17 protein-coding genes are annotated in these 17,652 nt (G+C 68.5%); 8 read left to right on the plus strand and 9 right to left on the minus strand.

The window, feature by feature from the left end:
- The first annotated feature begins 202 nt into the window (after positions 1 to 202).
- The 4 genes from ABZ803_RS16840 to ABZ803_RS16855 all read left to right on the plus strand — a co-directional run bounded on the left by ABZ803_RS16840 (position 203) and on the right by ABZ803_RS16855 (position 4,080).
- Positions 203 to 1,114, plus strand: a complete 912-nt coding sequence (locus ABZ803_RS16840; RefSeq protein ID WP_357038416.1) for an SDR family oxidoreductase — start codon at positions 203 to 205, stop codon at positions 1,112 to 1,114.
- Positions 1,115 to 1,247: 133 nt separating this feature from the next.
- Complete coding sequence (locus ABZ803_RS16845; protein ID WP_357038419.1) at positions 1,248 to 2,546, plus strand: hypothetical protein; 1,299 nt, start codon at positions 1,248 to 1,250, stop codon at positions 2,544 to 2,546.
- An 11-nt stretch (positions 2,547 to 2,557) separates the two neighbouring features.
- Positions 2,558 to 3,073, plus strand: coding sequence for an ImmA/IrrE family metallo-endopeptidase (locus ABZ803_RS16850; RefSeq protein ID WP_357038422.1), 516 nt, complete (start codon positions 2,558 to 2,560; stop codon positions 3,071 to 3,073).
- Positions 3,070 to 4,080: a hypothetical protein gene (locus tag ABZ803_RS16855; protein WP_357038425.1), complete on the plus strand. Its 1,011-nt coding sequence runs from the start codon at positions 3,070 to 3,072 to the stop codon at positions 4,078 to 4,080. The genes ABZ803_RS16850 and ABZ803_RS16855 overlap by 4 nt, the downstream gene beginning before the upstream one ends.
- A gap of 291 nt (positions 4,081 to 4,371) precedes the next feature.
- On the opposite strand, the gene ABZ803_RS16860 is transcribed toward ABZ803_RS16855, so the two are convergent.
- Positions 4,372 to 4,788 (minus strand): helix-turn-helix domain-containing protein, encoded by a 417-nt coding sequence (locus tag ABZ803_RS16860; protein ID WP_011207048.1) that lies wholly within the window; start codon positions 4,786 to 4,788, stop codon positions 4,372 to 4,374.
- Between the two features lie 359 nt (positions 4,789 to 5,147).
- Positions 5,148 to 6,311: a steroid 3-ketoacyl-CoA thiolase gene (locus tag ABZ803_RS16865; protein ID WP_357038428.1), complete on the minus strand. Its 1,164-nt coding sequence runs from the start codon at positions 6,309 to 6,311 to the stop codon at positions 5,148 to 5,150.
- Between the two features lie 102 nt (positions 6,312 to 6,413).
- On the opposite strand from ABZ803_RS16865, the gene ABZ803_RS16870 reads away from it, so the two are divergent.
- Entirely contained in the window at positions 6,414 to 7,715 is a 1,302-nt protein-coding gene (locus tag ABZ803_RS16870) for a cytochrome P450 (protein WP_357038431.1), read from the plus strand.
- Positions 7,716 to 7,769: 54 nt separating this feature from the next.
- On the opposite strand, the gene ABZ803_RS16875 is transcribed toward ABZ803_RS16870, so the two are convergent.
- From ABZ803_RS16875 to ABZ803_RS16895, 5 genes are read right to left on the minus strand one after another with little or no spacing between them, the layout of a single operon-like run.
- Positions 7,770 to 8,189: a nuclear transport factor 2 family protein gene (locus ABZ803_RS16875; protein ID WP_357038434.1), complete on the minus strand. Its 420-nt coding sequence runs from the start codon at positions 8,187 to 8,189 to the stop codon at positions 7,770 to 7,772.
- A gap of 25 nt (positions 8,190 to 8,214) precedes the next feature.
- Positions 8,215 to 9,099, minus strand: coding sequence for a TIGR03619 family F420-dependent LLM class oxidoreductase (locus tag ABZ803_RS16880; RefSeq protein ID WP_357038979.1), 885 nt, complete (start codon positions 9,097 to 9,099; stop codon positions 8,215 to 8,217).
- Positions 9,100 to 9,104: 5 nt separating this feature from the next.
- Positions 9,105 to 10,271, minus strand: coding sequence for a thiolase domain-containing protein (locus tag ABZ803_RS16885; protein ID WP_357038436.1), 1,167 nt, complete (start codon positions 10,269 to 10,271; stop codon positions 9,105 to 9,107).
- A complete protein-coding gene (locus tag ABZ803_RS16890; protein ID WP_357038438.1) occupies positions 10,268 to 11,305 on the minus strand; it encodes a thiolase domain-containing protein in 1,038 nt (345 codons plus the stop codon). Before ABZ803_RS16890 ends, ABZ803_RS16885 begins: the two co-directional genes overlap by 4 nt.
- A gap of 12 nt (positions 11,306 to 11,317) precedes the next feature.
- The gene (locus tag ABZ803_RS16895) at positions 11,318 to 12,268 is read right to left on the minus strand and encodes an OB-fold domain-containing protein (RefSeq protein ID WP_357038440.1); all 951 of its coding nucleotides are present in this window, start codon (positions 12,266 to 12,268) and stop codon (positions 11,318 to 11,320) included.
- Between the two features lie 130 nt (positions 12,269 to 12,398).
- On the opposite strand from ABZ803_RS16895, the gene ABZ803_RS16900 reads away from it, so the two are divergent.
- Together ABZ803_RS16900 and ABZ803_RS16905 are read left to right on the plus strand one after the other, a co-directional pair.
- Positions 12,399 to 13,436, plus strand: a complete 1,038-nt coding sequence (locus tag ABZ803_RS16900) for an LLM class F420-dependent oxidoreductase (protein WP_357038443.1) — start codon at positions 12,399 to 12,401, stop codon at positions 13,434 to 13,436.
- Between the two features lie 82 nt (positions 13,437 to 13,518).
- Positions 13,519 to 15,057 (plus strand): acyl-CoA synthetase, encoded by a 1,539-nt coding sequence (locus ABZ803_RS16905; protein WP_357038446.1) that lies wholly within the window; start codon positions 13,519 to 13,521, stop codon positions 15,055 to 15,057.
- A 108-nt stretch (positions 15,058 to 15,165) separates the two neighbouring features.
- Here the strand turns inward: ABZ803_RS16905 and ABZ803_RS16910 are convergent, their stop codons facing one another.
- Positions 15,166 to 16,164: a sigma-70 family RNA polymerase sigma factor gene (locus ABZ803_RS16910; RefSeq protein ID WP_040864632.1), complete on the minus strand. Its 999-nt coding sequence runs from the start codon at positions 16,162 to 16,164 to the stop codon at positions 15,166 to 15,168.
- A 183-nt stretch (positions 16,165 to 16,347) separates the two neighbouring features.
- On the opposite strand from ABZ803_RS16910, the gene ABZ803_RS16915 reads away from it, so the two are divergent.
- On the plus strand, positions 16,348 to 16,767 hold the full coding sequence (locus tag ABZ803_RS16915) for a VOC family protein (protein ID WP_357038451.1): 420 nt from the start codon (positions 16,348 to 16,350) through the stop codon (positions 16,765 to 16,767).
- A 66-nt stretch (positions 16,768 to 16,833) separates the two neighbouring features.
- On the opposite strand, the gene ABZ803_RS16920 is transcribed toward ABZ803_RS16915, so the two are convergent.
- Positions 16,834 to 17,616: a crotonase/enoyl-CoA hydratase family protein gene (locus ABZ803_RS16920; RefSeq protein ID WP_357038454.1), complete on the minus strand. Its 783-nt coding sequence runs from the start codon at positions 17,614 to 17,616 to the stop codon at positions 16,834 to 16,836.
- Positions 17,617 to 17,652 lie beyond the last annotated feature (36 nt).

Below are 17,652 nucleotides of genomic sequence, written 5' to 3' on the forward strand. Positions count from 1 at the left end.
CGGCAGCGGAGCGGGACGATGAAGAGTCCCGCTCATCGCGGAAAGGGCCACCGAGCGCGAGCGGTCGGGTCGGGAGCCGGGAGCGGAGCGTAACCACGGAGGGCCCCGCTCATGCCGAAATCGGAAGCAGCATGAGCGATCAGGCCCATCGGCAGCGGAGCTGACCACGAGGAGCCCCGCTCACATCGGAAAGGGACAAAGTATGGACACCGAGCAGATCTGCGCGGGGCGCGTCGTCATCGTCACCGGCGCGGGCCGGGGCATCGGCCGGGCGCACGCTCTCGCCTTCGCCGCGGCGGGCGCCCGCGTGGTGGTCAACGACATCGGTTCGACGCTGGACGGCGCGGCCACCGCGGAAACGCCCGCCGCCCAAGTGGTCGCGGAGATCGAGGCGCTCGGCGGCCAGGCCGTGGCCAACGGAGACGACGTCGCCGACTGGGAAGGCGCCCGCAATCTCGTCCGCCAGGCCGTCGACACCTTCGGCAGGCTGGACGTGCTGGTCAACAACGCCGGTTTCGTGCGCGACCGGATGTTGGTCAACCTGAGCGAGGACGAGTGGGACGCGGTGGTCCGCGTGCACTTGAAGGGGCATTTCGCCACCATGCGGCACGCGATCGAGTACTGGCGCGCGGAGGCCAAGGCGGGCCGTCCGGTCGAGGGCCGGATCATCAACACCAGCTCCGGAGCGGGTCTGCAAGGCAGTGTGGGGCAGAGCAACTACGGCGCCGCCAAGGCGGGTATCGCGGGCCTGACGCTGACCGCGGCGGCCGAATTCGCGCGCTACGGCGTGACGGTGAACGCGATCGCCCCGTCCGCGCGCACCAGGATGACCGAGACGGTGTTCGCGGACATGATGGCCAGACCGGAGGACGGCTTCGACGCGATGGCGCCAGAGAACGTGTCTCCGCTGGTGGTGTGGCTGGGCAGCACCCAGTCGGCGGCGGTGACGGGACGGGTGTTCGAGGTCGAGGGCGGCAAGGTGGCGCTGGCCGACGGCTGGCGGCACGGGGTGGCCGTGAACCGCGGCGCGCGCTGGGATCCGGCCGAACTCGGCCCCGTCGTGGCCGATCTGATCGCCAAGGCGACTCCGCCGGAGCCGGTGTACGGGGCCTGATCGGCTTCGCCCTTCCGAGGCGCGTTCGCGGAGCGGGGTCTAATATGGGCACCCATTCGTTCGGAAAGTCCCGTGTGAGAGTGGCGACCGGGCACAGAACTGCGCTTCGACTGATGAGGGGAAGGCTCGGCGCATGGCAGGAGGTCGCGCATTCCGTGCGCTGGCAGCAGCCTGCGCCGTCGCGGGTTGCGCCCTGCTCGGCGGCCCGGCCGTCGCCGCCGCGCAACCTTCCTGCCCCTCGTGCGTCGTGGACCCCGCCCCGCCGCCCTATGACAGCGGTGATCCCTGGTATTCGCTGACCGTGCCCGGGCAGGAGGCGCAGATCAGCGCGGCTCCCGCCCAGCCGACCGCCGGAACCGGTTCGGCCACAGCGGGTTCGGCGGCGGCTGGATCCGCCGCCGGTTCCGCCGGGCTGGGTGTGGTGCTGGGTTCCGGCTCGGCCGGTCTCGGGGTGGTGCTGGGTTCCGGTTCCGCCGGTCTCGCGCTCGCCCTCGGTTCCGGTTCGGCCGGTCTCGGCGTAGTGCTCGGTACCGGGTCGGCGGCCCTCGGTTCCGCTGCGGCTGGTTCCGGCTCCGCGATCCTCAGTACCGGTTCGGCCGCAGTGGCGACGGGCTCCGCCGCACTGGGTGCCGGTTCCGTCTTGCTGGGCGGTACGGGTTCTGCCGCGTTGGGTGCGGGTTCGGCGGTTGTGGGTGGTACCGGTTCGGCTGTACTGGGTACGGGCTCCGCCGCCTTGGGCACGGGTTCCGCCATCCTCGGCGGCACCGGTTCCGCCGCGGTCGGCTCGGCAGGCCTCGGATCCGCAGGTGTCGGTTCGGCTGCCACGGGTTCGGCCGTGACGGGTTCTGCCGCAACGGGTTCGGCTGCGACCGGTTCGGCCGTGACGGGTTCGGCCGTGACGGGTTCTGCCGCGACCGGTTCTGCCGCGACCGGTTCGGCTGCCACGGGTTCTGCCGCAACGGGTTCGGCTGCGACCGGTTCTGCCGCGACGGGATCCGCCGCGCTGGGTTCGGCTGCCGTCGGATCCGCGAGTCCTCTACTGCTGTTGTTGATTCCGCTCCCGCAGGTGACCGCTCCGCCCGCCCCCACGCTGCCGCCGGTGACCGTTCCGCCGGCGCCCGCCCCGGTGACACCGGGAATCTCGTCGATTCCGATTGCCGTGCAGACACTTCCGCCGCTCGCCGCGCGGGCACCCGATCTCGCCGCCCCGGCGCCCGATCTCGCCGCGCCGCCGCAGCAGCCCGCGACTCCGGCGGTCCTCCCGACCGGCTCCACCGACGCCCTTCCCGCGACGAAACTGCTGCCGGTGATCGGCGGCCTGATCGCGCTCGGCCTCGCTGGAGCGGGATCCGGCGTGATCAGCTTCCGGAGCGCGGCGGCCGCGCAAGCCAGGATCGACGCCGCCCGCGCCCAGTTCTTCCCGAGGCCGTGAGGGGGCAGCCGATGAGCGTGAGCCGCATACGCGGCGACCTGCGGTCCTACCGCCGAGTCGCCGCCGCCGTCGACGCGGTGTGCGCGGTGGCGGCCGACTTCGACGCGACCACCCTCGACGAAGTCGTTCACGCGATCGCGGGCGAGCGGCGTCGTGCGATCGAGATCGCCAGTGCGCGATTGGGTCCCGGCGTGTGCGGGCAGCGTCGTCTCTATCCCGACCGCGACGTGATCGTGCTCGCCGAGACACTGCCGAGCCGCGAGCACACCCTCGCGCACGAACTGGGTCACATCGTCTTCGATCACGAAGGCGCGCCCGCGCCGGAAGTGACGCTGGAGGCGAGCGACGACCTGATCGCCTACATGCTCAGCCAGCGCGCGCATCAGCGGATCGTCGACGACGGCGCCGACGAACTCGCCGAATGGGAGGCCGAGACGTTCGCCGCCATGCTGATGACCCGATTGCGCGTGTTCAACAGCCGGGGCGCGGGCGTCTCGGTTCTCCGATTCGACGAGGCGCTCGGATGATCCTGTGGTCGACGGCTCTGCTGGTCTGGATGGCCGCCGGCGCTCGAGTGGGTCGCGTCCTGGTCAAGCCCGCGACCACGGCCCGGGTGGCCATCGTCGTCGCGGTCGCCGCCGTCGCGCTCGCCGCGACTGTGGCGGTGCCCGAGATCGCCGTCGCGCTGGACAATCTCGCCCCGGGCGGCGTGCCCGCGGGCCGGCTGTCGGACGGCGTCGTCACCGCGAGCTGGATCGCCTTCACCACGGCCACCTCGGTGGTCGCCTCGGCCGCCTGGCCGGTGGTGTCGCGGCGCAACCTGCGGCAGGTCGCCCTGGTCGTCTACGGTGTCGGCCTTTGCGCGGCGATGGTCACGCTGATCTGGTCGTACACCTGCGGGTGGTCGGCGGTGGCCGCGGGGAGCGTGTTCGTCGTCGTCACCGGTCTGCGCACTCTGGACTGGACCGCGCTGGGTCGCGGTATCGCGTTCTACACGGCGGGCACGGCGGTGGTCGCGCTGCTCGCGGCGGGTCGGGTCCGGCGCGCGTTCCAGCACGCGCCCCCGGCCGCGCCAGGTACTCCCTCCTGGGCATGGCCGCTCTGGGGGCTCGCGAGCCTGCTCATCGCGCTCGGCGCGGTGTGGATCGTGGTGGAACTCTGGGTGCGCGCGCGGGTGCTGCTGCGCCGGATCCGCCCGCTGCACCGGACCATGGTCGGCCGCTTCCCCGAGGTGGTCGCCCACGAACAGAGCGGATTCTCCACGCAGCTCAAAGCTTCCGACCAGGTGGCGCAGATCATCGACGCGTTGTATCTACAGTCCGGCGGCGGTCTCGTGCTGGCGGAACTGGCGTCGCCGCCTGCCTCGGTGGCGGACCGGGCCGCCCGGGTGGCGCGGTGGGCGCACGACCCGGCGGGGGAGACCGTCGTAGACGCACGGTGGATTGCTCCGCCCGAAGGCATTAGTCCCCGCGGCTGGGTCCAGGCCGTAGCACGGGCCTATCGAGCGAGCGCATCCGCACCCGCGCGAAATTGATCAACTTCGCGCGAATCCGATCAATCTGACGCAAATGGGCGCGACCGATCGGACTATTCGGACAGACCGGTTGGATCGGGAATCTCCTTCGGGGCGAAGCGCGGCCGACGAACCACCCCCGAATGTACTTATCCGACGCCCGATCCGAACCGCAGCACTAACCGACGCGCGTCCGTGCCCCAATTTCTCGGGGCACGGACGCGCGCCGGTTGTGTGCTGTGCCCGCCTACGCGTGCATAACACAGCACAGTGCGACCCTGGGGGCCGCACTGTGCTGCCGTGCAGGAGAACCTATTCGGTGCCGTCCGGAGGAATTTCGGGCAAGCCCTCGCTTGCCCGCAACTTCTCCGCCATAGACGTGAGTAGATTCTGTGATTCTTCGGACAAGTCGAACGCTCTACTCGACAGCCGTCGCAGTCCATAGCCCTGCAGCTGGGACAGCAGTTCCAGATCGTGATCGATCTTGGCGGCATAGATGTCGTTGAAGAAGTAGTCCGGCTTGACTTTGAAGAACTTCGCCAGGGCGGCCACCGTCTCATCCGACGGGTTCGTCCGTTGTCCCGACCGCAACTGCGACAGGTACGGTTTCGAGATCGGATGTCCGGAGGCCGTCAGCGCCGCCGCAACCTCCGCGTTGGTGTGCGGCTTACGCCCCGGGGGATGCACGGTTTCGAACAGCTTGTTCAGCCGCGCCGCGAAATCAGCCATTGTGAGCCGCCCAATTCCCTTCGCTGTACTAACAGTCGTTATCTCGGATACGTATCATTGATATTAGCGGCTCAGTAACTGAAAACCTACGCCTGATTCCGGATTTCCTTGAAGCTTCTAGGTCGGATGGCGGCGAAGGGGCTGGGACGGTCGGGTTTGCGGGTCACCCCAAGGCCTCTCGAGAACCCGCGGTACGAACCGGTTCTGGCCCGTCGCTGCGGTCTCGGGAGAGGGGGTCTTGATAGCCGCAAGATAGCTGACATCTCATGAACTGGGCGGTACATGGGTTTGTGTGGCGTACGACACGTTTGCGCCCGTGGGGGATGAACGTTCAACCAACGCGCGCGAAATGGTTGAAGTCACAAACGTTCGATGATCGTTCCTGTCGCGAGTGCGCCACCGGCACACATGAGAACCATTGCGGTACTGCGATCGGAGCGCTCCAGTTCGTGCAAAGCCGTTGTGATGAGGCGCGATCCGGTGGAGCCGACCGGATGTCCGAGGGCGATGGCACCGCCGTTGACATTAACCCGGTCCATGTCGGGCTGGTGGACAGAGGCCCACGAAAGTGCGACCGACGCGAACGCTTCATTGATCTCGAAAAGGTCGATGTCGCCGATATTCATGCCGGACCGCTCCAGCAGCCTGCTGCACGCCTGCACCGGGCCGTCGAGGTGGAACTCCGGCTCCGCGCCGACCACCGCTTGGGTGACGATCCGCGCTCGCGGCCGCAATCCGGCTCGCTGCGCCGCCTTTTCGTCCATCAGCAGCACGGCGGCGGCGCCGTCGGAGATCTGCGAGGACGATCCTGCGGTGTGCACGCCGCCCTCCAGCACCGGCTTCAGCTTCGCCAGGCCCTCGGCGGTGGTCTCGCGCAGGCCTTGATCGCGCGACACATCGAGCTTTTCGCCGGTGGGGTTGCCTTCCTTGTCGACGGCGGGCGCGGTGACGGTGAGCACCTCGCGATCGAACCGGCCTTCTGCCCATGCCTGCCCGGCCAGGCGCTGCGAGCGCGCGCCGAAGGCGTCCACATCCGCGCGAGTGATGCCGCGCCGCTTGGCGATTCGTTCGGCTGCCTCGAACTGGTTGGGCAGGTCGATGTTCCACGAGGCGGGCCTGCGCGGCCCGGCGTTCTCGCCGACGTTGGCGCCCAGCGGAACCCGGCTCATCGCCTCCACGCCGCAGGCCATGCCGATCTCGATGGCGTCGGCCGCGATCAGGCCCGCGATCAGATGGTTGGCCTGCTGCGCCGATCCGCACTGGGTGTCGATCGTAGTGGCGCCGACCTGCCACGGCAGGCCCGCGTGCAGCCAGGCGACCCGGGTGACGTTGTTGGACTGCTCGCCGGCCTGGGTGACGCAGCCGCCGATGACCTGTTCGACCAGTGCCGGGTCCAGATGCGCCCGCTCGAGCAGCCCGCGCTGGGCCGCGCCCAGTAGTTCGGCCGCGTGCAGCCCTGACAGCCAGCCGCCGCGCTTGCCGATCGGGGTGCGTGCGGCCTCGACGATCACGGGTGTGCCCATGTCCAACCTCTCTTTATGGGACAGAAAACTGAAACGCGTTCATAGCACTTGCCAAGGGCGGATCTGTCCGGTTTCTTTCCTCATTCTCCCGCCTGTGCTTCAATGATTATAGAACGTGTTTCAGTTTGTCGAAGGAGACATCTGGTGGTAGACACTCGGAACGCCCGGCCGAATCTCCCGGACGGGTTCGACGTTACGGACCCGGACATCTACGCCGAGCGTGTTCCGGTCCAAGAGTTCGCCGAGCTGCGCCGGACGGCGCCGATCTGGTGGAACCCGCAGTCGCCGGACGTCAGCGGCTTCCATGACGAGGGCTTCTGGGTGGTGAGCAAGCACGCCGACGTCAAGGAGGTCTCGCGGCGCAGCGATGTGTTCTCCAGCTACGAGAACACCGCGATCCCGCGCTTCAACGACGACATCGCCCGGGAGCAGATCGAACTGCAGCGGATCGTCCTGTTGAACATGGACGCGCCCGAGCACACCAAGCTGCGCAAGATCATCTCGCGCGGCTTCACCCCGCGCGCCATCAACGGCCTGCGCGCGGAGCTGTCGGCCCGCGCGGAATCCATCGTGAAGGCGGCCGCCGAGGCGGGCTCCGGTGACTTCGTCACCCAGATCGCGTGTGAACTGCCGCTACAGGCCATCGCCGAGCTGATCGGCGTCCCGCAGGAAGACCGGATGAAGGTCTTCACCTGGTCGAACGACATGACCGGCTACGACGACCCGGAGAGCACCGCCGACCCGGTCGCGGCGTCCGCCGAGATCCTGGGTTACGCCTACCAGATGGCGGCCTCCCGCAAGCAGTGCCCGGCCGAGGACCTCGTCACCACGCTGATCGAGGCCGATGTCGACGGTGACAAGCTCAGCGAGGAGGAGTTCGGCTTCTTCGTGATCATGCTCGCGGTCGCGGGCAACGAGACCACCCGCAACGCCATCTCGCACGGCATGATGGCGTTCCTGGAGAACCCCGACCAGTGGGAGCTGTTCAAGAAGGAGCGCCCGGCCACGGCCGCCGACGAGATCATCCGGTGGGCCACGCCGGTCACCTCGTTCCAGCGGACCGCGCTGGAGGACACCGAGCTCGGCGGCGTGCAGATCAAGAAGGGCCAGCGGGTGGTCATGCTCTACCGCTCGGCCAACTTCGACGAGGACGTCTTCGACCACCCGGAGAAGTTCGACATCATGCGCACGGACAACCCGCACCTGGCCTTCGGCGGTACCGGCGCGCACTTCTGCATCGGGGCGAACCTCGCCCGGCTGGAGATCGATCTGATCTTCAACGCCATCGCGGATCACCTCCCCGACATCAGCAAGGTCGCCGATGCGAAGCGGCTGCGTTCGGGCTGGCTGAACGGCATCAAGGAGTTCCCGGTGGACTACAAGACCTGCCCGGTCGCGCACTGAGACACGAGAGAGGGCCCTCGCACCAGCACGGTGCGAGGGCCCTTTCGTATGACCTCAGCCGACCGGACGCGCGGTCTTCATGGCGCGATCGACCTCCCAGAACGCGCGCAGCGCGGTGATCTTGCCGTCGTCGTCCACCCGGTAGGTGAACACGCCGTCGGCGTCGATCAGGTGCCCGCCGATGGTGCTGCGGATGGTGCCGGTGAAGGCGACTTCGTTGCCGCAGGCGAACGAGTCGCCGAACAGGAACTCGATCAGCTCGGTCTTCGCGATCGCCATGTCCCAGAACGCGGCGATGGCGTCGGTGCCGCGGTGGCCCTTGCCCTCCGGATCGAAGCCGGACGGGCCGATCGGGTCCTCCACGATGCCGTCGGCGGCGAACAGCGCGACCCAGGCCTGTTTGTCCCGTGCTCGCACGGCGGCCTGTGAGGCCAGGCCGGCTGCCCTGGCCGGATGCTCGGTTGCGGTGGTCATACGGCCTCCCTCGGCCAGCGGGTCGTCATCGTTCGGCGAGGACGGGTTGGGCGATGTATTGTTCGGCGAATTTGCGCAGCGAGTCCTGCTTGGCGGACAGGTCGCCGTCGAATCCGATGCCGTCGGCCAGCCAGGGCACCACGATCGCGTCGGTGACGCCCGCGTCGGCCAGGTCCTGATAGCCGGAGCGGCCGAACCGGTCGACGCACACCGCCTGGATCTCGAACGGGTCGCCGGATCGGCCGAACTCGACGCGCAGCGCGTCGAGCTTGCCGATGGTGCCGCGCAGCTCCTCGTAGGTCATCATCGCCGAGGTCCAGCCGTCGCCCACCCGCGCCGCGCGCCGCAGGGCCGCGTCGGTGTGCCCGCCGATGTAGAACGGCACCGGCTCGCTCGGCGCCGGGCTGATCTGCAACGGATCGAAGTCGAAGAACTCGCCGTGGTACTCGGCCATGCCACCGGCCAGTACCAGTTTGATGACCTCGATCATCTCGTCCACCCGGGCGCCGCGCCGCGCGAAGGGCACCCCGCACCACTCGAATTCCTCGGGCGCCCAGCCGATTCCGACTCCGAAGCCGAAGCGGTTACCCGACAGGTTGGCCACCGAGCCGACCTGCCGGGCCAGCAGCAGCGGATTGCGGGAACCCAGCTTGAGCACGTTCGTGTAGAAGCGGATGCGGCTGGTGACGGCCGCCATGGCGGTCGCGCCGATGAGCGGGTCGACCCACGGCGTGTCCGGGCCCCAGAACCTGCTGCCGTCGGCGGTGTAGGGGTACTTCGCCGCCGCCGACTTCATGTAGAACAGCGAGTCCGGTAGCGCGATCGACGAGAACCCGCACTCCTCTGCGGTTTTCGCGAGTTCGGTCAACTGGTCCAGTGGACTCAGCGCGATACCGACGGTGAACTTCAGCGGCGTCACCGCCGCTCCGATCCGACCACCCACATCGAGAAGTACTGCGACCCGCCGCCGTAGGCGTGGCCGAGCGCTTTGCGCGCGCCCTCGACCTGATAGTCCCCGGCCCGCTGCATGACCTGCTTGGCGGCCTCGGCGAACCGGATCAGTCCGGAGGCGCCGATCGGATTGGACGAGAGCACACCGCCGGACGGATTGACCGGAAGAGCGCCGCCGATCTCGGTCTCGCCCTTGTCGGTGAGCTTCCACCCGTCGCCCTGCGGCGCGAAGCCGAGGTTCTCCAGCCACATCGGCTCGAACCAGGAGAACGGGACGTAGATCTCGGCCACGTCGATCTCTTCGAGCGGATTGGTGATACCCGCCGTCTCCCACAGCGCGGCGGCCGCGTCCCGGCCCGCCTGAGGATTGACCTGGTCGCGCCCGGCGAAGGTGGTCGGCTCGGTGCGCATCGCGGTGGCGTGCACCCAGGCGACCTTGCGGCCGGTGGCCTCGACCGCCTCGGCGGCCTCCGCGTCGCCGAGCACGATCGCGCACGCGCCGTCGGAGGAGGGGCAGGTCTCGTCGAAGCGGATCGGATCCCACAGCATCTGCGAGGCGAGCACCGATTCCATCGTGATGTCGGGCTGCTTCAGATGCGCGAGCGGATTCTTAGCGCCGTTGCGGCGATCCTTCGCCGCGACCATGGCGCCGATATGGCCCGGTGCGTTGGAGCGCCGGATGTAGGAGCGCACGTGCGGAGCGAAGTACCCGCCCGCACCCGCGCCGACCGGCATGGTGAACGGGACCGGAATCGACAACGCCCACATGGCGTTCGACTCCGACTGCTTCTCCCACGCCACCGCGAGCACGCGCTTGTGCACGCCCGCCTGCACCAGATTGGTCGCGACGATGCCGGTGGAGCCGCCCACCGAACCGGCGGTGTGCACCCGCAGCAGCGGCTTTCCGGTAGCGCCGAGCGCGTCCGCCATGAACAGCTCGGGCATCATGACGCCCTCGAATCCGTCCGGCGCCTTGCCGACCACGACCGCGTCGATATCGGCGATGGTGAGACCGGCGTCGGCGAGCGCACGATCGATGGCCTCGCGGCACATCCCCGCCATGGACACGTCGGTCCGTTTCGTCACGTGATGGGTTTGTCCGGTGCCGAGCACCGCCGTTGGCAAGCTCATCGGTTCTCCGATCCCAGGACGGTCACAAGGTTCTGCTGAAGCGCGGGGCCGCTGGTGGCGTGGGCCAACGCGCGATTCGCCGAGCCCGCGATGATCGCCTCGGCGGCGAAGCCGATGCGCTCCAGGCCCGCGGCGAACATCGGGTGGGCCGCGAGCGCGCCGCCGGACGGATTCACCTTCGTGCCGTTCTTCAGCCCGATCGCCTCGGCGAGGATCAGCTGCTGATGACTGAACGGCGCGTGCAACTCGGCGATGTCGAAATCGCTGACGTCACCGCCGGTGACCGCCTTGGCCGCGGCCGCCGTCGACGGCGAGACGGTGAGGTCGCGCGCACCGAGCACCGGAGTGTCGATTCGATGCGCCATGCCGGTGATCCACGCGGGGCGCTCGCACAGTTCGCGAGCGCGGTCGCCGACGGCGAGCACGATCGCGGCCGCGCCGTCGGTGATCGGCGCGATGTCGTGCGCGCGGAGCGGATCGGCGACATAGGGCTGGTCGAGCAGGCTGTCCGCGTCACCGGACGCCCCGGCGGCCACGGCCGCCATGTCCCGTTCGGTCCAGCGTCCCGCGTCGAGGCCGGCGCGCGCCTGCAGGCCGGCGATGGACCATGCGTCCGGCCACAGCGGCGCGACGACGTACGGGTCCAGTTGCATGGTGAGCACCTGGCGCAGCGTGCCCGCGGAGGACTTGCCGAAGCCGTACACCAGCGCCGTCTTCGCCTGTCCCGAACGCAGTTTCACCCACGCCTCGTACAGCGCCCATGCCGCGTCCATCTCCACGTGCGATTCGTTGATCGGCGGCACCGCGCCGATGGCGTCGATCGCGGAGATGAACGAGAAGGCCCGTCCGGCAAGGTAATCGGACGAGCCCGAGCACCAGAAGTCGATATCGGACTTGGTGATGCCGAGCCGGTCGTAGAGCTGCTGGAAGCAGGGCACCAGCATCTCGACACCGTTGGTGGTGCCGAAGGTCTCCGGCACGTGCGGCGCGTGGGCGAACCCCACGACCGCGATGTCGGTGGCGTTGTCAGTCAACGTGCGCCTCTCTCAGAGGTGATGGGAGTAGGTCTCGTAATCGGCGTCCGGCTCGCCGGTGGGACGGAAGTGGTCCACGTTCTCCAGGCCGTAGCCCCACTCCTCGCGCGGCTTCCACACCGCCTCCACCCGCATGCCCATGCGCACCTCGCTCGCGTCGCAGCCGAGCACCAGGTGCAGCACCGGGATGTCCGCGCCGTCCAGCAGCACATAGGCCGCGACGTACGGCGGCTTGATCCGCTGCCCGAGGAACGGCACGTTGACGATGCAGAATGTGGTCACCGTGCCGCGGTCGGACAACTCGATGTACTCGTCGGTCGGCCTGCCGTCGGTCGGGTTCGCGCCGCGCGGCGGGAAATAGACCTTGCCCTCGGCGTCGGTACGCGCGCCGATCAACTTGCCTTCGGCGAGTCCGCGCAGGTAGACGGTCTCCTGCGGCGAGGCGGTGTGCTTGTAGGACAGATCGACCGGCGTGACGAGCATGGTGACCGGATCGGCCCCCGCGGACGCCACCGGCGCGGCGGGCTTCTCGCCCGGCTCGAAGCAGACGATGTCGCGGATGCTGCCCTCGGTCTGCTCGGCCCACCGGGCGGTGACCCGCAAGCCTTTCCGAATGTCCTCGGGCCCGGCGACGTCGACTGCGTGCAGCAGCGTCGTGTCCGCGCCGTCCAATCGGATCAGCGCCCAGGCGAAGGGGCGGTCGAACGGCTGTCCGGGCAGCGGCTCGCGCACCCAGGTCCAGGATTCGACGGTGCCCGTGTCGGCGACGTCGACGAATTCGGTCAACGGTTCGGCGGTGATCGGATCGTATTCCGGCGGTGGCACGATCACCCGTCCGTCCGAGCCGCGCGCGCCGACGATCTTGTGATCGCGCAACCGGGTCAAGAATGTCCCGATGGTGGAGCCGACGGAGCGGGTGTAGTCGAAACGCACCCGCAGGGGCGCGCTGAGTACATCGGGCACGGCCGCTGTGTTCAACGCCGTGCCGCTACCACCAGCGATTGCCGTGGATGCAGTATTCCCCTGAGTCACGATATCGAGTAGAACAGGTTCTAACTCTGGTGGCAAGCAGTTGACTGGAAAGGGGTCCGGCGTGAAGTTCGGATTGCAACTCGGGTACTGGATGGCCCAGCCGCCCGCGAACGCGGGGGAGTTGGTGGCGGCGGCCGAGGAGGCCGGGTTCGACGCCGTGTTCGCCGCCGAATCGTGGGGGTCGGACGCCTTCGGCCCGCTCACCTGGTGGGGCTCGTCGACGCGGCGGGTGCGCCTCGGCACGTCGGTGGTGCAGATGTCGGCGCGCACGCCCGCGGCGACGGCCATGCACGCGCTCACCCTCGATCACCTCAGCGGTGGCCGCGCGATCCTGGGCCTGGGCGTCTCGGGTCCGCAGGTGGTGGAAGGCTGGTACGGACAGCCCTTCGCCAAGCCGTTGCAGCGCACCCGCGAGTACGTCGGGATCGTGCGTCAGGTGCTGGCTCGGCAGGGGCCGGTCACCAGCGACGGCCCGCACTACCCGCTGCCCTACACCGGGCCGGGTTCGATCGGGCTCGGTAAGCCGCTGAAGCCGATCGTGCATCCGCTACGTGCGGATCTGCCGATCTGGCTGGGCGCAGAGGGGCCGAAGAACGTCGCGCTCACCGCCGAGATCGCCGACGGCTGGCTGGCCATCTATTACGCGCCACGGCTGGCCGGGATGTACAACGACTGGCTCGACGAGGGCTTCGCGCGGGCGGGGGCGCGGCGTAGCCGGGACGATTTCGAGATCGCCGCCAGTTGTCAGGTGGTGGTCACCGACGACCCTGCGAGTGAGCTGGAGCGGATGCGCTGGATCATGGCGCTCTACATCGGCGGCATGGGCGCGCCCGAGCTGAACTTCCACGCCCAGGTGTATCGGCGGATGGGATACGAGCGCGAGGTCGACGAGATCGGCAGGCTGTTCCAGTCCGGCAAGAAGGCCGAGGCGGCGGCGGTGGTGCCGGACGAGCTGATTCTGGACACCGCGATCATCGGCGACGAGGAGCATGTCCGCAAACAGCTGCGGGTCTGGGAGTCCGCGGGCGTCACCATGATGCTGGTGTCGGTTCCCGATGTCGCGCAATTGCATCGGCTTGCCCCCCTTGTCGAACAGTAGAACACGTTCTAGATTCAATGGGGTGACTGCCTCACCCGCCCCGTCGGCTCCGCCTCCTCACCATCCTCCCGCGCAGGAGTCAGTGAAAATTCTCGGTCTGTGGAACATCGCCGAAGCCGAGCCCGATCGGATCGCGATGGTCGATCCCTGGGGCCGGGAGGTGACGTATCGCGAATTGGCCACGCTCGCCAATCGCTACGCCACCGGCCTGCGCGGGCTCGGCCTGCAAACCGGTGACGTGCTGGTGAGCATGGTGCACAACTGCGTGGAGGCGATCGCGGCGTATTTCGCGGCCTACCAGTCCGGGTTGTACATCGTCGCGGTGAACTGGCATCTCACCGGTCCGGAGGTCGCCTACATCCTGGCCGACAGCGAGGCGAAGGCGTTCATCGCCAGCGATCGCTTCGCCGCCGCCGCCCAGGCCGCCGCCGACGAGGCGGGGCTGCCCGCGACGGCGCGCTTCGCGGTGGGCGAGATCGAGGGTTTCAAGTCGGTGGCCTGGCTCGGCGCCGCGGACACCGGGCGTCCATCCGACCGCAGCACGGGCGCCCCCATGCTCTACACCTCCGGAACCACCGGGCGGCCCAAGGGAGTGCGGCGGCCGCTCACCGGCGCGGACCCCGATGTCGTCCCGCCGCACACCACCGCGTTCTTCGGCCTGTTCGAGCTCGCGCCCTACGACGACCACGTGCACATCTGCGGCTCGCCGCTGTACCACACGGCGGTGCTGAACTTCGCCACCATCTCGATCCAGCTGGGCCACAAGCTTGTTCTGATGGATCGCTGGGACGCCGAAGACATGCTGCGGCTGATCGACAAGCACCGGGTGACGCACAGTCACATGGTGCCCACCCAGTTCCACCGCCTGCTGGCCCTGCCGGAGGACGTGCGCGCCAAGTACGACGTGTCCTCGCTGCGCAGCATGGTGCACGGCGCGGCGCCCTGCCCGCAGGAGACCAAGCGGCAGATGCTCGAGTGGTGGGGTCCGACGGTCACCGAGTACTACGCGGCCACCGAGGGCGGCGGCACGGTGATCAACGGCGCCGAGTGGCTGCGCAAGCCGGGTTCGGTCGGCAAGGCGTGGCCGTGGTCGGTGATCAAGGTGCTCAGCGAGGAGGACGGCTCCGAGGTGCCCGCCGGCGAGACCGGCCTGGTGTACATGCGGATGGGCGCTTCGAGTTTCGAATACCACCACGACAAGGCCAAGACCGACGACTCACGCGTCGGTGACCTGTTCACCGTCGGGGACATCGGGCACCTCGACGAGGACGGCTACCTCTACCTGCACGACCGGCGCTCGGACCTCATCCTGTCCGGCGGTGTGAACATCTACCCGGCGGAGGTCGAGAACGTCTTGATCACCCACCCGAAGGTCGTCGACGTGGCGGTTTTCGGTGTGCCGCATCCGGATTGGGGCCAGGAGGTGAAGGCGGTCGTGCAACCGGCCGCCGGAGCGGAGGGCGGCGACGCGCTCACCGAGGAACTGCTGGCCTTCGCCGCAACGCAATTGGCGAAGTACAAGATGCCCAAGTCGATCGACTATCTGCCGGAACTGCCGCGCGACCCGAACGGAAAGCTCTACAAGCGCAAGCTGCGTGAACGGTACATCCCCGCGTCCTGAGGAGACGAGGCGGCCGCGTAGCCGGTCCGCTGGGGCTGCGGCCCGGCCGCGCGACGACGCCGAAAGCGAATGCGCCCTTCACGAAGGGCGCATTCGCGCGTTCGGGGGTCAGATACTCTCGCGCAGTTCGGGCGCGAGGCCGAAGAGCGGGAACAGCTTCTCGGTGTCGAGGAAGAAGTTCAGCCCGGCGATGGTGTCGCCGTCGAGTTCCAGCACGGTGATCGACCACGGCACCCACACGCCCGGCTCGTCGCCCGGCTTGTAGTGGCCGAAGGCGGGCAATCCGTTGGCGCCCTCCAGGCGGACCAGTCGCGAATCGCGGCAAGCGCTTCCGTGGCCGAGCATGAACGCGGCGACGTTTTCCGGACCCGAGATCCACAGCTCGATCGGCGGCATGGACAGTGCCACATCCGCTTTCAGCAGGGTGGTGAGGGTGTCCATGTCGTAGGACTCGAACGCCTTGACGAAGTTGTCCACCAGTCTGCGCTGATCTTCGTCGGACTCGTCGAAGGTGTCGGTGGCCGCGGGCTGGACCTTGGACATGGTCGCGCGCGCCCGTTGCAGCGCGCTGTTGACCGACGCGGGCGACATGGTGAGCGCCTCGGCGGTCTCGTTGGCGGAGAAACGCAACACCTCGCGCATGATCAGGATCGCGCGCTGGGTGGCGGGCAGATGCTGGCAGGCCGCGACGAAGGCCAGGCGCAGGGTGTCTTTCGCGCTGGCGTGATCGGCCGGATCGGCGCCGAAGGCAAGCGCGTTCGGGATGGGCTCGATCCACACGTAGTCCGGCTGCGGTGCGGGCAGCGGCGAATCCGGCCGCGACGGACCGGACAGGTCCATCGGCCTGGCCCGGCGCTGCGGGCCGTCGAGCATGTCCAGGCAGACGTTCGTGGTGATCTTGTACAGCCAGGAGCGGAGGCTGGCGCGGCCCTCGAACGAGTCGTAGGACTTCCACGCCCTGGTCAGGGTCTCCTGCACCGCGTCCTCCGCTTCGAAGGAGGAACCGAGCATGCGGTAGGCGTACGCGCACAGCTCTCTGCGATGGGTCTCGAACGCGGCGAGCACCTCGGGGGCGAGGCCGGCGGAGGAGCCGGGCGAGTCGTTCATGGGTGTCACCATGCCACAGGCCACCGACACAGAACAGGACCGCGAACTCGAGGGCGGGGCTGATCAAGATCGTTAAACCTGGCCGGCATGTGGGATGCGACACCGACGCTTCCGCGATGAGTTCGCCGTCCGGGGCACGTCCTATCCAGTGACACGAACGGACTTGCTCGAGAGGAAGAGGCCATGAGCAGCAAGATGATCTTCATCAATCTCCCGGTCGCGGATCTACACCGGTCGATGGCGTTCTACGAGGCGCTGGGGTGGAAGGTCAACCAGGAATTCACCGACGACAACGCCGCCTGCATCGTGGTGGACGACAACATCTGCCTGATGCTGCTCATCAGGGATTTCTTCACCACCTTCAGCAAGCGGCCGGTGGCCGATACCGAGACGGCGATCAACGCCGCGTACGCGCTCGCGCTCGGCAGCGCCGAAGAGGTCGACAGCCTGACCGAAGCCGCTGTCGCGGCGGGCGCGACCGAAGAGGTGAACGAGGACAAGCGGGCGCAGGAGGCGCAGGTCGGCATGCACGGCCGCACCTTCATCGACCCGGACGGCCACCAGTGGGAGCCGTTCTGGATGGACTACCCGGGCGCCGACTGAGCCCGGGCGAGGGGTCGCCCCCGGATGCGGGAGCGCATCGGGGGGCGTCGGGCTCCGCCGGGATTCTCAGTTTCCGGTGAAAGAGGGCTTGCGCTTCTCCGCGAACGCCCGCGGCCCTTCTTTGGCGTCCGCCGAGCGGAACACCGACATGCCGAGCTTGGCGTCGATCTCGAAGGCGTCCTCCTCCGGCATGGCCTCGGTCTCCCGGATGGTGCGCAGGATGGCCTGCACGGCGAGGGGTCCGTTGGCGGCGATCTGCCCCGCGATCTCCAGTGCCTTGTCCAGTGCGGTGCCGTCCGGGACGACGTGGCCGATCAGGCCGATCTCCTTGGCCTCGGCGGCGGTGATGTGCCGGCCGGTGAGCAGGATTTCCGCGGCCACGGTGTAGGGGATCTGGCGGACCAGCCGCACCGCCGAGCCGCCCAGCGGGAACAGGCCCCACCGTGCCTCGGACACACCGAATTTCGCGCTCTCCCCGGCCACCCGGATGTCGGTGCCCTGCAGGATCTCGGTACCGCCCGCGATGGCCGGGCCCTCGACCGCCGCGATCAGCGGCTTGGTCAGCCTGCGGCCCTTGAGCAGCGCCTCCAGCTTGGCCGGATTCCAGCCGCCGCCCTCGATGGTGTCGCCGGGGTGCTCGGAGGTCATGCCCTTGAGATCGGCGCCCGCGCAGAACGCCCCGCCCGCGCCGGTCAGGATCGCGACCCGGATCTCCGGATCCTCGTCCACCTGATTCCAGGCGTCTTTCATGATCGCCATCATCTCCCCCGACAGCGCGTTGCGCGCTTCGGGCCGGTTCATGGTGACGATGAGGACATGGTCGCGCTTCTCGACGAGACAGTGCGGCATCGCTGATTCTCCTGACTTCTAGCCTTGTCAGAAACA

The organism is Nocardia sp. NPDC047648 (assembly GCF_040642815.1).
GTDB classification, from domain to species: domain Bacteria; phylum Actinomycetota; class Actinomycetes; order Mycobacteriales; family Mycobacteriaceae; genus Nocardia; species Nocardia gamkensis.

Coding starts and splice junctions, on each gene's coding strand:
- ABZ803_RS16860 (WP_011207048.1), bottom strand. CDS start 4,788: ATGGCTGATTTCGCGGCGCGGCTGAACAAGCTGTTCGAAACCGTGCAT.
- ABZ803_RS16850 (WP_357038422.1), top strand. CDS start 2,558: ATGAGCGTGAGCCGCATACGCGGCGACCTGCGGTCCTACCGCCGAGTC.
- ABZ803_RS16885 (WP_357038436.1), bottom strand. CDS start 10,271: ATGAGCTTGCCAACGGCGGTGCTCGGCACCGGACAAACCCATCACGTG.
- ABZ803_RS16855 (WP_357038425.1), top strand. CDS start 3,070: ATGATCCTGTGGTCGACGGCTCTGCTGGTCTGGATGGCCGCCGGCGCT.
- ABZ803_RS16875 (WP_357038434.1), bottom strand. CDS start 8,189: ATGACCACCGCAACCGAGCATCCGGCCAGGGCAGCCGGCCTGGCCTCA.
- ABZ803_RS16845 (WP_357038419.1), top strand. CDS start 1,248: ATGGCAGGAGGTCGCGCATTCCGTGCGCTGGCAGCAGCCTGCGCCGTC.
- ABZ803_RS16840 (WP_357038416.1), top strand. CDS start 203: ATGGACACCGAGCAGATCTGCGCGGGGCGCGTCGTCATCGTCACCGGC.
- ABZ803_RS16870 (WP_357038431.1), top strand. CDS start 6,414: ATGATTATAGAACGTGTTTCAGTTTGTCGAAGGAGACATCTGGTGGTA.
- ABZ803_RS16915 (WP_357038451.1), top strand. CDS start 16,348: ATGAGCAGCAAGATGATCTTCATCAATCTCCCGGTCGCGGATCTACAC.
- ABZ803_RS16910 (WP_040864632.1), bottom strand. CDS start 16,164: ATGAACGACTCGCCCGGCTCCTCCGCCGGCCTCGCCCCCGAGGTGCTC.
- ABZ803_RS16920 (WP_357038454.1), bottom strand. CDS start 17,616: ATGCCGCACTGTCTCGTCGAGAAGCGCGACCATGTCCTCATCGTCACC.
- ABZ803_RS16865 (WP_357038428.1), bottom strand. CDS start 6,311: ATGGGCACACCCGTGATCGTCGAGGCCGCACGCACCCCGATCGGCAAG.